A 15,006-nucleotide genomic window follows, 5' to 3' on the forward strand; every position below is an offset into this window, starting at 1 on the left:
TCTTAGGACGAATATTAACTTTGTGTCCTTTAATATGTTTTTATGCAATAAAAAGCCGTCTATTGACGGCTTTTTTGATTTTTAGAGCATGGTTTAGCAATCAAAGGATAACCTACGACTAACTGCTCATAATATTCAGATTCATCCGTGGTTTAAACCACGCTTTCACTTTAACATTAAAGCTAATCCACACTTGAATTATCCCCAGTGCAATAAGCACCGAGTAAATAACCCAATCAGCCACAACTGCTTGAAACAAACCAAAATCAAACGTTGTAGGACCCGCAACTAAATTATCAGGATCATACATAATAATCGGCAATAGGCTATATAGCAGCAGTTGCAGCACACAATAAACCCGCAGTAAATATAAGCCAGCTTTCTGACGTCCCAAAATAGCTAACACCATCATTAAGGTTAAAATGCACAACATGGCACTTAAATCTGCTAATGAGTTTGCTGCTATTAATCCGCTGATGGCTGATAAAGTATAAACAACCAATAAGGCTATTAACCGTTTCGGTAAATATGGCTTGATGGCAATTTTAGCTACGGTTGCTTGGTTTGATTCTGTGCTGGTATCAGTCATGACAAATTAATGCTTTTGCTGTGTTTTTGGTGAAATACGTTCATTCATTTCATACGGTGGTACAACAACACCTAAGTCTTCTTGTACTGGAAAAACTGCGATAAATAAATCGTCATCTTCCATGCCACTAACCCAGCGTTCTTGGAACTCGTTCAGTGGAATGGCTAATGGTTCACATTCTTTCCACTCATCGACAGCCCATAGTGCTGCAGTTTCTTCTGACGGCCACATAGGGATACAATCTTCATCTTCAGTGGTCAGCATGACACAGCCATCTTGATCTTGAAGTGTCCAAATGACATTTTCAGTTTTAATTTGTTCAACCATATAATCGTAACGGCCTTCAGGCGTAAGATTTATTAGTTCAGATACGCTTTTGATTTTGTTGCTCATATTAACTCTCATCTTAAGTTACGGCTTTGCTTAGCCTGAAATGGTTAAGCAAATTTGTGGGCATCATAACATTGAGGCCACAATTGCAAAAGTAAACCACTCATATTAGGGCCTGTTGATCTTTCAAGGTTGTTTTTGCAGCGAGTTGTTGGTCATTTGTACAAGGCAGAGACTTTGTGGTGTAGTTATTCTACATAAAAAGTCGATAATGCAGTAAAAATGACCAACAAACGCTGCCCGAAGGGTTCGGCTAAAAAGGTTTTACTCTTTGTTGAGCGAATTTAGCTTAGATTGCTAGGCAGCAATCCGCTCGCCTCGATTAAAACGTTTTTATCTCGAACAAAATTTAACCTGCAAAGATCAACAGACCCTAGGTGTATTTATCTTGCTTTAAAATGGCCACCTAACACAGCAGGGCGTGACGCACCCGTGACAGCAGGTAAATTAGCTGGCAAATCATGATGATAACGCATTGCTAACCACGCAAATGCCATTCCTTCAACCCATTTTGCATCAACGCCTAAGGCGCTCGTGGAATCCACCTTATAGCCAGGAACCAAGATGGCTAATCGTTGCATTAAGGCTTTATTGAACACGCCACCGCCGCATACAAACAGTTCTCCAGTAGGCGACAATTTGTTAATGTCGTTGGCAATGCTGTGGCAAGTAAGATCAAGCAAGGTAGATTGAATATCTTGTTGATCTAGATCGCTATAGTCAGCCAGTTGCTGTTGAAGCCAAGCTTGATTAAACATCTCTCTGCCTGTGCTTTTAGGGTAGGCCTGTGAGAAATAAGAGTGCGACAATAACTGTTTGAGTAAATCTGGCTGGCTAGTACCTGAATCAGCCCATGCGCCATCCCTATCAAAAGGTTGTCCAAGTGCTTGTTGAATATAGGCATCAATTAACGTATTGCCGGGTCCCGTATCAAAGCCTAATACTTGGTCGTGATTACCGGGTAAGTAGGTGATATTGGCAATGCCACCTATGTTTAAAATCACTCTTTTGTGGCCCTGTTTAGCAAATACTTGTTGATGAAATGCTGGGACTAATGGTGCGCCTTGACCGCCAAGGGCGATATCTTTACGTCTAAAGTCAGCGATTACATCAATATTGGTTTCAATAGCAATCGTATTGGGATCACCAATTTGCAACGTAAAACCAATGTCTAGATTGGGCATGTGACGAACGGTTTGTCCATGTGAACCAATCGCGATAATCTCATCGGCAGTAACCGTGGTTTTTGTTAGCAAATTATTAACTGCTTTTGCAAACAATTGGCCGGTACTACGATCGAGTCTGCCTAAGCGGTTAACTTCATCAGTGTCGGGACGACATAGACGTTGTAAACCTTTGAGTAAGTGAGTTGGAATAGTTTCAGTGTGGCTGGCGATTAACATGGGCTTTGCAGCGGAAAAATCAACCAAAACGGCATCAATACCATCCATACTTGTGCCTGACATTAGGCCGATAAAATATTCTGGCTTAGGCATTGAAAATTCTCTTTTAGTGGCAATTAAAACAAGCTATTAATTACTTGCTAGTTACTTGCTAATTGCTGTTGTTGATTTGACTTTAATTGCGCCATTAATTGTTTACTGATGGCGGTAAATTTGTTTTTCTCTTTACGATCAATAGGCGTTGATTTAGGCAAGCTAATGGTTCTTGGATTACGGTGTACGCCATTAACAATAAACTCATAATGTAAGTGCGCGCCAGTTACCCGACCTGTTTTACCCAGAGTACCAATTATTTGACCTTGCTTAACCGTCTCACCACGTTTCACTTTACGTTTGGTTAAATGTAAGTATTTGGTGGTATAAGTGTCATTGTGCTTAATGAATACATAGTTTCCATTATATTGGTTATAACTCGACTCAATAACCTTACCTTTACCAGCAGCTTTTATGGGGGTACCAATAGCGGCGACATAATCAACACCTCTATGGGCTTTTACTTGCCCTGTTACCGGATGAAGACGACGTGGGTTAAAGTTAGAACTGACGTATTTAAAGTCTACTGGAGAGCGTAAAAAAGCTTTGCGCATGCTACTACCATTTTCAGAATAATATTCACCGTCGGTATAACGTACAGCTGTGTATCGTTCACCATGGTTATAAAATTCAGCAGCTAAAATATTGCCATTACGTAAAAATTGGCCATCGGCATATTCTTGCTCAAACAATAATGCAAAGTGATCGCCTTTGCGGATATCTAGGGCGAAGTCGACATCCCAACCAAAAATATTGGCTAATTCCATAATGTGGTTACCCGATAAACCAGCATCGGCAGCCGCATTCCAAAAATTACTTTTAATATTAGCGGCGATAAATGAAGTACGACTTTCAACTTTTTTGACGTTAACGGTTTCTTTGTATTCGTCATTTTGATGGCTGATGACTAACGTCGACACTTTATCCATACGATAAGTTAATTCTTGTAATTCGCCTTGTTCATTTTTACTGATGGCGATTTCTTCGCCGGGCATAATTTTGAGTAAATTCTTTTTCGCGAGTGGTAGTTGGGTAATGTCGTAGACATCTTTGGCGCTGAGTCCTGCACGGCTAAATAAGCCACCTAAAGTATCGCCTTTGGCCACTTCAAAATATTCAACTATGTTGTCATCATTAGCCGTTTGTTGTTTAAGCAGGGCTTTTTGCGCGGCAACTTGATCATCAATATCATTGATCATACCGTCAATATCAGAGGTACTGGTTTGTAACATCGCAAGATGTTGTGCAAAAGCTTCATCGTCTGGTGTTTCACCGCTGATTAACTTGCTACTGTCATCGCTCGAGAGGAGAACATCAGGTTCATCTTGCTCAACACTATGTTTACCCGGTGGTGTTGGTGTGCGAAAGGCTAGCGGAATGTCATAGCGCTTATGGGTTTCTATGGCTGATTTGTCAGCCGACGAACTCGTTAAGCTAGTTTGTTTCGAGGCTTGAGCATCTTCCGATGGAAACATCAGAATAACAGTCGTTAAAATCACTAATAAAGATAATGTGATTTGATGTGCTTTTGGCAACAATGTGAATAAAGTAAGAAGCTTTGCCATTGACGAAGATACCAATTTTCTCTCTAGTTATGATCTCCTAAGTGTACACTCTTTCATTTGCTGTGGCTAACAAGTAACATAGACCTCTTTATTTTTTGTGCGAGCCCTAGGAGTTGCGGTAGAGATGGCGAATTTAGATCAAGTATTGGCAGAGATTAAGCGTGGTACCGATGAGATATTACTTGAGGCGGATTTGCTTGAGAAACTGAAAGAAGGACGGCCATTACGCATCAAGCTTGGTGCAGATCCTACCGCTCCAGATATTCACTTAGGTCACACCGTCATTTTAAACAAAATGCGTACCTTTCAAGAGTTAGGTCACGAAGTGATTTTCTTAATTGGCGACTTCACTGGCATGGTTGGTGACCCAAGCGGTAAAAATAGTACTCGTCCACCGCTGACTCGTGAACAAGTGCTTGCTAATGCTGAAACATACAAAGAGCAGGTTTATAAAATTTTAGACCCCGCAAAAACCCGTATCGAATTTAATTCAAGCTGGTTAGAGCCATTAGGTGCTGCGGGTATGATCCGCTTAGCATCTCAGCAAACCGTAGCGCGTATGATGGAACGTGATGATTTTAAAAAACGTTACGCATCAGGACAAGCGATTGCGATACACGAATTTATGTATCCTTTACTACAAGGTTATGACTCTGTCGCACTTAAAGCGGATGTCGAGCTTGGTGGTACCGACCAAAAATTCAATTTATTGATGGGTCGTGAGTTGCAAAAAGCAGAAGGGCAAAAGCCGCAAACAGTGATCATGATGCCTTTGCTTGAAGGGCTGGACGGCGTTAAAAAAATGTCCAAATCAGCTCATAATTATATTGGTGTGAGCGAGCCAGCAAATGAAATGTTCGGCAAAATAATGTCGATTTCAGATGATTTAATGTGGCGCTATCTAGAGTTGTTGTCATTCCGTCCGTTAACCGAACTTGCCCAGTTCAAAGTGGATGTTGAAAATGGCACTAACCCACGCGATATCAAAATTTTGCTAGCCATAGAAATTATTGCTCGTTTTCATGATGAAGCACAAGCGCAAGCCGCTCACCAGGCGTTTATTGACCGTTTCCAAAAAGGTGCTATCCCTGATGACATCGAAGAAGTGGTATTAGAAGCTGGTGAAGGCATAGCCATTGCTAACTTACTTAAAAATGCTGGCTTAGTGGGGTCTACTTCTGATGGTATGCGCATGATTAAACAAGGCGCAGTGAAGATGGATGGCGACAAGATAGAAGACAGTCGCCAAAGCTTTAATGCTGGTCTTGAAGCCGTATTCCAAGTGGGTAAACGTAAGTTTGCCAAAGTTATCTTGAAATAAACCCAGTAATGAGACAATAAAAAACGGCTTATTGGTTAAGCCGTTTTTTTTATGTCTGATTCATAACTAAACTAAACATAACCGAATTAGGGATAATTAATAGAGATAAGTTACTGGGAAGCCAGTTGGTCAGTCATTGTCTGGTAATCCATTAAATCCATTTGTTCAACCAATCGCTCAGTGTTGTTATCAAATTTAAGTGTGGTTACCCCTGGTACGGCAAGATCGATAATTTTGCCGGGTTTACCATATTGATCGCCCGGGCCTCGTAAGCGGTAACTGCCAATAATGACTACCAGCGAGCCAGTATTAAACATATGTTCTACGTTTAAACGGTACTCTAATACGCCTTCATGTGCGCGTTGTAAAAATGCAATAATATGTCGTCCACCGGTATAAGTGGTATTCGCTGTTTTGTCGTAAAACACGGTATCGCGAGAATAAAATCGTCGCAAGACGGTATAGTCATGGTCCGTCAAAGCTTCCATATATTGCATCGCAAGCTGTTGTTCACGAGGCATATCACCAATATTGGCTTTGCTCGGAAAGCTCAATAGCAAACAGCATAATATTAAGATTATTCGCACATTAAATTCTCTTGGTTTTTAAATCAAAAGCCGGTAAAGATAAATGCCAACGGATAGCACTTAAACGAATGATGAGTGTACTTGATATAGCAATCAATAATGATGTCATATTATCCATGCCGACAAATATACTCAAGGTATAACATATTCCGCCAACGATGGAAGCTGTTGCGTAAACTTCTGTTCGCAACACCATTGGGACTTGCCGACATAATAAATCTCGGATAATGCCGCCGCCAACGCCTGTTATTAATCCCATCACTACCGCGACCATACCAGATAAACCTAATAATATGGCTTTTTCTGCACCAATGACGGTAAACAATGCTAAACCAAATGCATCGGCAATGGGTAAGGTGACGGCTGGTAATTTATAGGGTTTGCGCACCAAAACTAAACATGCGATTACCGTTGCAATAATAACATAGATATAGTTAGGATCGCGGATCCAAAATACGGGTGTTGAACCGATTAATGCATCGCGAATACTGCCGCCACCAATTGCAGTAACAGAAGCTAACACGATAACACCGAATGGATCCATGCGATGTTTACCTGCTGCTAATGCGCCAGAAAGCGCAAATACAGCGGTACCACATAAATCAAAAAAGTAGATCCACTGACTCATTTACTTAGCTCTTTTAGGTGAATATTAAGCGCATCAACGGAAATACGAATTTCAATAACCGATAAAATCAATGAATAAAGTAACAGTAATAAGCTTAAACCAAACACTATTGAGCCAGTTTGATTAAAACCGGCATAAATTAAAATCATACAAAACACACACATAGCAAAACTACTGACACCAGCTTCTTGCATTTTTCGAATGATAATAATCCGTTGGCGTAAATTTTTAATTTGATCGTCTTGTATTGGTGTTTTATTGTTGCTTAATTGACGGATCAACGCCGCCAATGAAAAAAAACGGTTAGTGTACGCTAATAGTAATAACGAAATAGCCGGAAATAATAACGCAGGTGTCGTTAATGATACGTGTAAACTATTGAACAAAGTGATATTCCTAATTAAGCATATGCAGTCATTTGATTTTGGCTGAATGATAGCCTGTTTAAAACAAGATTTATATGTTTTAAAGTAATCTTAATCCAGTCCAAATCAAGGGTAGCAGCAAGGTTAAGCTGATCCAAAATAGATTGGCAGTTTGAGTGATGGTGATGGCTTGGCTGATGTGTCGATGATCAGGTAATGGACCTGCTTTTACTTTTGCTAAGTCGACCCGAATGGTTTTGCCGTTGTCACTAAATTGCTGCGGACCTCCTAATTCTATTTTTAATAACTGCGCAGCCAGAGCATAACTGCTGTAGTGATTATTTAACTGATTTTTGCTGGTTTGTGACATGGTGGCTTTCGAAAAAATAGATCGAATACCCAATTGACCAAATTGGATGGCTAATGAGCAATGCCATAACAAGGTAGGAATAAAAAAGATCAGCCGATTTAATTGGCCAACAAAGCTAGAAAAAATATGAAAATGCGGATGATAAGGCGGCCAACAATGCTCTAACTGTCTTAACATACGCACCATTAACGCCATGGTGGCACCACCGAGAGCAAAAAATATTACAGTGGCTAAGGTGCCATAGATTGGGGTGGTAAACAGTTTTTCGATAGTTGTTTTACTTATACCTACTTCAGACAAAACTTGAGTATTTTGTTTTGTCCAAGGTGCTAACAACTGTTTGGCATCTTGCTTATTACCCGTTTTTATTGCATTAACTACCTTTTGTGCAACAGGTTTAAAAGCGGAATCACATAAACAAAAATACAAAATAATCAGTTCAAAAAACCAAGGGTAGGCGGCAAAGCTAAGTAAAAAACTGACAATAATGCCACTTGGTACAATCAAAATGAATGTGGCTAAAATGCCAGCGATAAGCTGTTGGCTCACTGCACGTTCGGGATGATTTACCTTGGCGGCAATGAGTGTGGCTAAACGGTTAAACCAGAGTAATGGTTGTAATTCTCTTGGAATTGGTGCAAATCGAGCCAATATTAAGGCACAAAAAACAATACAACAAGTTTGTAGTAACCCGCCATCTTGGCTAAGTAATTGAGGATTGAATAATTGATTTACCATAGAGACTCAATAGTTGGGCTGTTGTTGGACCGTCAAATGTTGTTTTCTCAGGAACAGGTATTATGAACATCATAATACCTGAACAGAGTCTAGACGGTTTATAGCTGTTGTAACAATGCGGTCACCATCATGGCAGAATGCAAACCTGCTTTAATGATGTAAGAGTCAAAATCCACCGGTGAATCATTATTGGCATTGTCTGATAAAGAACGGATTACTACAAATGGCACTTTAAATTGATGACACACTTGGGCTATAGCCGCAGCTTCCATTTCGCATGCTGCCATTGTAGGGAAGTTTTCGCGCATCACTTTAGTACGCACAGGATCGCATATAAAGCTGTCTCCAGTACAAATTAACCCTTCTATTACGTTGACTTCACCTAATGACATCACAGCTTCTTTGGCTGCATTGACTAACATGTTATCAGGCATAAATGCAGCAGGTTGTTGGGCCATTTGGCCTATTTCATAACCAAAAGCCGTTACGTCTACGTCGTGGTGGCGCACTTCAGATGAAATGACAATATCGCCAATCGCGAGTGAATCAACAAAGCCGCCAGCCGAACCGGTATTAATCACATGACTAGCGGCGAACTTTTCGATTAATAATGTGGTTGCGATACTAGCAGCTACTTTACCAATACCTGAGCGGGTAACTATCACGTCTTTCCCGGCAATACTGCCGCTAATAAATTCGATGCCAGCAATTGTTGTATGTACTGGTTCTACAATAGCTTGAACTAAATGAACAACTTCTGGCTCCATAGCGCCAATTATACCGATTTTCATGTGTGAACCTTAACAGAATGAGCAAATACGAATGGGCGCTAATATACCATGGTCGCTTTAGGTTAGTAAAAAAGCCGACTCTATTTATTATTATGTTTGTCACGTTTCAGATTATTAGTTACCTCATTATTTTTGTACTTATTGCTAAGCTTTTATTAAAGTGTCTTGATGCTCAAATATCAGTCCCTTTTGACTAACATGAGCAAAAAATTGTTCCGGCGTAATGGGTTTTGAAAAATAAAAACCTTGGAATTCTTTGCAGCCCATATCAGCCATAATCCTTACCTGCTCGGCTGTTTCTACTCCTTCTGAAACACATTTTATACTGAGTTCTTCACACATATTATGAATGGCTCTCACTAGGCTTTGCTGACGATCCGAAGTGGTAATTTGGCTGATTAGGGAACGGTCTAACTTAAGTTTATTGATAGGGTAGTCAGCTAAGCGCGCTATATTGGAATAACCGACGCCAAAATCATCCACCGAGATAGTGAAACCCCATGATTGTAAGGTTTTCATTAATATTAACGAATGGGCTTGATTCGCTTCTAATGAAGTTTCGGTTAACTCCAATTCAATTTGATTTGGGCTGACAGCAAAGTCAGCTAAATGTTTAACTAATTTAGAGATAAAGTCGCTTTGGCTAAAGTCGATTAAGGAAATGTTAATTGCTACTGGTACACAGTTAAACCCTTGTTGAGTCCATTGATTAATTTGCGAACAGACTTTTTGAACCACTAAATCGGTTAAACGGCTGATCATACGGTACTCTTCTGCTATGGGGATAAATACGGCTGGTGATACCGAGCCTAAAATTGGGCTGTTCCACCGGGAAAGTGCTTCAAGACCAATGCATTTACCTGTATTAGTTACCTTGGGTTGGTAATGTACACTGAGTTCCCCTTGTTGCAGTGCTTCATCTAGCAACATCGAAATTTCATATTTTTCTAAAAAGCTCTGTGAATTGGTTTCGTTGTAAAGGCTGAATACCTCATTGGTATTTGCTAGCTTTAATGCCTCGAGGGCATGAGCGACAACTTTCTCACTGGAATCACCATGTTCAGGGCAATGAGCAATACCAAATAAAAATGACTGTGAAGATTTAATGCCAAGTAAATTATAATTTTTATCTAAAATATGTTTGATTTTAGGTAAGGCACTATAGAGGTCATTTTCATTAGGGCTGCCAAGTATAAAGGCGATTTTACCTGGACCTATATGAGCACATAACAAGGGGCCTTCAATGTCATTACGCAGACGTTTAAAGGCTGTTTGGGTGATAGTTTGACTGTTATGGTTACCAAACTTGATATTCAAATAGTCATTATTGGCGCTTTGGGCGACAACCACATAAAAGCCTTTTCGATATTTGGCTATCAGGCGGTTACATTGCAGTTCAAACCAATCACGGTTAGGTAGTTGTGTTTGTGTATCGCGATAACGCAGGCGTTTGTTCTCTTCCTCCATCGCGGTCAAATTATCTTTAATGTGTTGCTCGGTACTGCAATCATGAAATTCATAAACACAAAAGTCAGAATCCGTAACTTGCTGATGTTCAACACGTTGATAGGTATTGTTGAGTTGCAGTATCTGTTCTTGCTTATCAGAATTGCAACTTTTAAAGTTCGGAATAATAGAAGAGAACAACAATTGTTGATGATTTAATGGATTAGGTAATTTCAGCAAATCAATAGCTTGTTGGTTAGCATCTGTAATCATCCCCATATCATCGACAATGATTTTTGGAATGGTGGATTCAGTAAAAAAAGTGCGATAGAGATCATTTTTACTTTTTAGATAAGCATTTGAACATAATGTTGTTTTGTTAAGGCGCTTAGCTGCGACAATGGTTCTTGCCACTGCTAAAGGAATGCAGATATTAAAAAATACAAAAATCACGCCAGTAATATACCAGTTAGCGTCTGGAAGCTGTTGATTTATATTAGTATATTTAGATAGATTGATGTCGTGTAACATCATGTAAAACGGCACAATATTTAATAAGGCATAAAATATTGCCACTCTGCGTCCTAACAGCATTAGCGCGATGGCAGGACAGACAAACATCAACATACTGCCGATTTGGGCTAATGCTAATTCAGGGAGGGTTAAATTCATTGCTAAACTAGCCAAAACTAGTGCAATAAGAAGTAGGTGAGCGCAGGAATAATAGAATCGCTTGCTTGCGAGTAACAGCAATAATAATATCGATGTAAAGCCAATTGTCAGCGCAATTATCCATAAATAATTTAGCTGTAATGCTTTACTGAATGTATCCAACGCAGTGGCTAGGCACAATAGTAATCCAGAGGTTAGGATTATCCTCAGTGCACTTATTCGCCAATTGGGTATCGATTGATGTGCGTTAATATCATCATTTAGCAGGAAAAAGGTGTTTAAAAAACTCATACAATATTACGCATTAGTAACCGTAGGGTTGTTAAATAGTATAGTTTTTTTAAATCAATCAATCAATCAATTGAATAATACTTGTTGGGACACTAGTGGTTTTTTGTGCAAATAAAACAGTTCCATCACATAAACATGCGATGGAAAAGTAAGTTGTATTTCTTAATTTCATGGCCGATATTACTGCTGACTTTGAGTAAGTAAATTATCGATAGCATGAACTACACTGATGCTTGCATCTTCCATGAGTTCAAGTTGCGCCGAAATAGCATGTTCATCACCCGACCGCATTGCTTCCACAGCGGCTTTTCCTGAACTGTGTACTGTTTTATGAGGGTGCTCAATCGCTTTAAAGCTCGATAAACTCGCGAATTGTTGTCCTTCACCTTGGTAATACCATTTACCGAGTCGACATTCAGCGTGGCTATTGACACTAGCATTAAGATCTTTACTGGCGAGTATTCGGTATACATCACTTTTCCACACGCTATGATCTAATTTGACCGTTGTTAAAAATGCAGTCAATGAGGCATCACCAATAACTTGTTTCATTACGTCAGAACTTTGCAATACATCGGAGACTACCTGATTAATTTGTTCCGAAGATACCGCAATATCACTCGCACAAGTTTGGTTTGTTACTACCATTTGCTTAATTTGTTCAGTTTGGTCAATTACTTTGGATACTAATTTCTCTATATTCGTACTGGCTTCATGCGCATTACCTGCTAATTGACGAACTTCGCTCGCTACCACGGCAAAACCACGACCTGCATCACCTGCTCGAGCTGCTTCAATAGCAGCATTGAGCGCTAGCAAATTGGTTTGTTCTGAGATTTGTTGAATAGATGACACTAGATTGCTGATCCCATTTGCAGATAGACTGAGTTCTGCCGCAGTCGTCATGCTTTTCTCTGCGTGATCATTTAAATGCCCCGCACGGTCTTTTAAGTTGCCTATTGCTACCCGCGTTTGACCAAATAACTTGTCTAGTTCAGACAGCATTTGTTTTTCATTATCTAGCTTAATTGAGTTTTCTAAGGTGGTATCACGAATATCGTTGAGCATTGTTGCACCTTGTAATTGAAGGTCGGCACGTGCTGCATCGTATCCGGATTGGCTATTTAAATGATTTAATTGCTGACTTAACTGAGAAATAGTCAGTTGTAATTGATTTAATTCATCAGAATGGTGCTGTTTATTAGTGACTAATTGGTGTTCTAAATCGGCTATTCTAGCTTTCAAACCTTGAGTAAAACCGATCATAGTATCTTTATCCGTTAATAATATATTAGTCATATAATGGTAAAGTATCATCGATTAATCAAGAACTTCAGAAGTCTCACATCACAAAAACGCATAATAAATACTTCTAATAGTTTACGTCTAACAGTACGCGATTCTATTTATAGATTAAATACAATGAGTTGGATTTAATTGTACATATTGTTTAAACCTCTGATGATTTACACTGCACCGTACTGTTATTTTTTAGTGGTAAAAGGCATCCATAATAAACCGGAGAGCCAAGCATTTTGTTTTGCATTGGGGTATTGAGTTAGGCCAATATCAATTTGATTATCAGGTTTACTGGCATCGTTGGAGTAGGTGCCAAAAATCCGATCCCACCAAATAACACTAAAGCCAAAATTGGTATTACTTTCAGCCATAATCTGGCTGTGATGTATGCGGTGGAGTATTTGGGTTACCACGACATAACGAGCCACTTTTTCGAGTTGTTTTGGTAAACGAATATTAGTGTGGTTAAAAATCGCAAATCCATTAAGCAAAATTTCAAACAGTATTACGGCTTCTGCGGGTATCCCCAATATCACAATCGCGAGCGCTTTAATGCCAAGGCTGGCAATGATTTCAAAAGGATGAAAACGTAAAGCTGTACTGCTGTCGACAAGGCGATCTGCGTGGTGGACTTTATGTAAGCGCCACAGTAACGGAATTATATGAAATAGCCTATGCTGCCAATAAATAAGCATATCCAGCAGCAATATACTGATAATAATATTAGCCCAATATGGCAGCTCAACGTAATGTAATAATCCCCATTGTTGTTGGGTGGTGTATAAGGCAAAACCCGCTAAACCCAGCGGCAGTATTAATCTTGCCATTACAGATGAGATTATCAATAAGCCAAAGTTACCAAACCAACGAGTCAGCATGGTGGCTGATTGTGGTGTTTTGGTTAACTTTCTTGCGGGAAACAACAGTTCTAGACTCATCATCAACACAAGAATGGTTAAAAATACCCCTAATCTGATTGCTGCTATTTCATCTATCATATTCTAGGCTCCTCAATGACCGTTTCCTTTACTGCAGGTTTGTTAACTTCAAGTTTCTTTGAGCCGGATTCTTTAACGGTATGATTTTTCAATGTGTGATAGCCGCCATGTATACGGGTAAAAATGGTAATCGCGCCTAAAAATGCAAAACTGTATGCAAGTTCTGGGAAATAGGCTGGCCATAAACAAAATGCGACAAAAAAGGCGATGGTTTCAGTGCCTTCGGTTAAGCCATTTAAATAATAGAAACTCTTATTGGCAAATTGTGGCCTAGGAAGATTCAGCTGCTCTGCTGGTATCGCAAAAGCCAAAAAACTTGAGCCGGTACCAATAAACACGGTTAATAAAACCGCTGCGGCTAGGGCATTCTCATTAGGGTTGGCTAAGGCAAATCCTAATGGAATGGCTGCGTAAAATACAAAGTCGACGCAAATATCTAAGAAACCACCTGCTGCGCTGGTGTGTTTTTGATAGCGAGCGAGGGCGCCATCAAGGCCATCAATAATACGATTGAGGGCAATAAAAAATAATGCCGTATACCACTGCTGCATTACGAGAAACGGCACGGCTAGCATGCCTAAACCAAAACCGACTAATGTCAATTGGTCTGGGTGCACTTTTTGCTTATCGAGTAACACCACTACTGGGGATAATATTTGTTTAATCACTGGAGTAATAAATTTATCTAACATGCGTCGTTTCCAATTAAGCTGTTGTATGTTAATCGATCTGTTGTCTGTTAATTCAGCTGTTGTTTGTCAAAATAGTGGTTTATATCATTTCACTTGATGTTAATTTAATGACTTTACCTTGAGCTGCATCCGCGTCGGTTTGATCGTGAGTCACCATAATGGCAGGTAGCTGATGCTGGCGTATTTGATCAAATACCAATTGTCGGGTTTCTTGACGTAACTGACTGTCCAGCTTACTAAAGGGTTCGTCTAATAATATGGCTTTGGGTTGACTAAGCAATACCCGCAGCAATGCCACCCTAGCTTGCTGACCGCCTGATAAACTTTGCGGGTCACGTTGTTCTAATCCACCCAGACCGACTTGTGTTAACGCTTCACTAATTGCGGCTTGTCGCTGTGCTTTAGGGCTTGGCGGCATAGCAAAGCCGATGTTTCCTGCCACGGATAAATGCGGGAACAATAACGGGTCTTGGTAGAGCAAACCAATATGGCGTAAATGACTGGCTGTTTTCGTAATATTTTGGCCGTTTAAATGCAATTGACCTTCAGCACTAAAGCCCGCTGGCAACATGCCTGTTAACCAGTTTAATAACGTTGATTTGCCGCTGCCAGATGGCCCCATAATTGTTAATATTTCACCGCCACGAATGGTCGCGCTTAATGATAATAAGTTTTGTTGCTGACGACGCAAGATCAGCCCATCAATGGTGAGTTCTGATGTTGAGGTGGTATTTGAGCCGTTGGCTGTACTCGCGAATGTTTGCATTA

General features: G+C 40.0%; 15 protein-coding genes. 1 reads left to right on the forward strand and 14 read right to left on the reverse strand.

The window, feature by feature from the left end; translation table 11 throughout:
- Positions 1 to 118 precede the first annotated feature (118 nt).
- The 4 genes from ABIS04_RS04625 to ABIS04_RS04640 form a co-directional block, all read right to left on the reverse strand.
- Positions 119 to 589 (reverse strand): hypothetical protein, encoded by a 471-nt coding sequence (locus tag ABIS04_RS04625; RefSeq protein ID WP_350432755.1) that lies wholly within the window; start codon positions 587 to 589, stop codon positions 119 to 121.
- A gap of 6 nt (positions 590 to 595) precedes the next feature.
- The gene (locus tag ABIS04_RS04630) at positions 596 to 982 is read right to left on the reverse strand and encodes a DUF2750 domain-containing protein (protein ID WP_140233567.1); all 387 of its coding nucleotides are present in this window, start codon (positions 980 to 982) and stop codon (positions 596 to 598) included.
- Positions 983 to 1,362: 380 nt separating this feature from the next.
- Complete coding sequence (locus tag ABIS04_RS04635; RefSeq protein ID WP_350432756.1) at positions 1,363 to 2,475, reverse strand: anhydro-N-acetylmuramic acid kinase; 1,113 nt, start codon at positions 2,473 to 2,475, stop codon at positions 1,363 to 1,365.
- 47 nt (positions 2,476 to 2,522) lie between these two features.
- Positions 2,523 to 4,040 carry a peptidoglycan DD-metalloendopeptidase family protein gene (locus ABIS04_RS04640; RefSeq protein WP_140233569.1) on the reverse strand — a complete coding sequence of 506 codons (1,518 nt, stop codon included), beginning with the start codon at positions 4,038 to 4,040 and terminating at the stop codon, positions 2,523 to 2,525.
- A 124-nt stretch (positions 4,041 to 4,164) separates the two neighbouring features.
- Between ABIS04_RS04640 and tyrS the strand changes: the two genes are divergently transcribed.
- Positions 4,165 to 5,361, forward strand: coding sequence for a tyrosine--tRNA ligase (gene tyrS, locus ABIS04_RS04645; protein WP_350432757.1), 1,197 nt, complete (start codon positions 4,165 to 4,167; stop codon positions 5,359 to 5,361).
- 110 nt (positions 5,362 to 5,471) lie between these two features.
- Here the strand turns inward: tyrS and ABIS04_RS04650 are convergent, their stop codons facing one another.
- The 10 genes from ABIS04_RS04650 to ABIS04_RS04695 form a co-directional block, all read right to left on the reverse strand.
- Positions 5,472 to 5,882 carry a nuclear transport factor 2 family protein gene (locus ABIS04_RS04650; RefSeq protein WP_240778486.1) on the reverse strand — a complete coding sequence of 137 codons (411 nt, stop codon included), beginning with the start codon at positions 5,880 to 5,882 and terminating at the stop codon, positions 5,472 to 5,474.
- Positions 5,883 to 5,949: 67 nt separating this feature from the next.
- A complete protein-coding gene (locus ABIS04_RS04655) occupies positions 5,950 to 6,576 on the reverse strand; it encodes a TRIC cation channel family protein (RefSeq protein ID WP_350432758.1) in 627 nt (208 codons plus the stop codon).
- On the reverse strand, positions 6,573 to 6,962 hold the full coding sequence (locus ABIS04_RS04660; RefSeq protein WP_137222385.1) for a DUF2721 domain-containing protein: 390 nt from the start codon (positions 6,960 to 6,962) through the stop codon (positions 6,573 to 6,575). The genes ABIS04_RS04655 and ABIS04_RS04660 overlap by 4 nt, the downstream gene beginning before the upstream one ends.
- A 79-nt stretch (positions 6,963 to 7,041) precedes the next feature.
- A complete protein-coding gene (locus tag ABIS04_RS04665; protein ID WP_350432759.1) occupies positions 7,042 to 8,049 on the reverse strand; it encodes a cobalamin biosynthesis protein in 1,008 nt (335 codons plus the stop codon).
- Positions 8,050 to 8,147: 98 nt separating this feature from the next.
- Positions 8,148 to 8,840, reverse strand: a complete 693-nt coding sequence (locus tag ABIS04_RS04670) for a 5'-methylthioadenosine/adenosylhomocysteine nucleosidase (RefSeq protein ID WP_137222381.1) — start codon at positions 8,838 to 8,840, stop codon at positions 8,148 to 8,150.
- A 144-nt stretch (positions 8,841 to 8,984) separates the two neighbouring features.
- Positions 8,985 to 11,249: a bifunctional diguanylate cyclase/phosphodiesterase gene (locus ABIS04_RS04675; protein WP_350432760.1), complete on the reverse strand. Its 2,265-nt coding sequence runs from the start codon at positions 11,247 to 11,249 to the stop codon at positions 8,985 to 8,987.
- A 180-nt stretch (positions 11,250 to 11,429) separates the two neighbouring features.
- Positions 11,430 to 12,548, reverse strand: a complete 1,119-nt coding sequence (locus ABIS04_RS04680) for a methyl-accepting chemotaxis protein (protein WP_240778444.1) — start codon at positions 12,546 to 12,548, stop codon at positions 11,430 to 11,432.
- Between the two features lie 185 nt (positions 12,549 to 12,733).
- Entirely contained in the window at positions 12,734 to 13,546 is an 813-nt protein-coding gene (locus ABIS04_RS04685) for a sterol desaturase family protein (protein WP_140233574.1), read from the reverse strand.
- Positions 13,543 to 14,238 carry a CDP-alcohol phosphatidyltransferase family protein gene (locus tag ABIS04_RS04690; RefSeq protein ID WP_350432761.1) on the reverse strand — a complete coding sequence of 232 codons (696 nt, stop codon included), beginning with the start codon at positions 14,236 to 14,238 and terminating at the stop codon, positions 13,543 to 13,545. The genes ABIS04_RS04685 and ABIS04_RS04690 overlap by 4 nt, the downstream gene beginning before the upstream one ends.
- 79 nt (positions 14,239 to 14,317) lie before the next feature.
- Entirely contained in the window at positions 14,318 to 15,004 is a 687-nt protein-coding gene (locus ABIS04_RS04695) for an ATP-binding cassette domain-containing protein (RefSeq protein WP_350432762.1), read from the reverse strand.
- Between the last annotated feature and the right edge of the window lie 2 nt (positions 15,005 to 15,006).

This window comes from Shewanella sp. H8, assembly GCF_040285065.1.
In the GTDB taxonomy this organism is placed as follows: domain Bacteria; phylum Pseudomonadota; class Gammaproteobacteria; order Enterobacterales; family Shewanellaceae; genus Shewanella; species Shewanella polaris.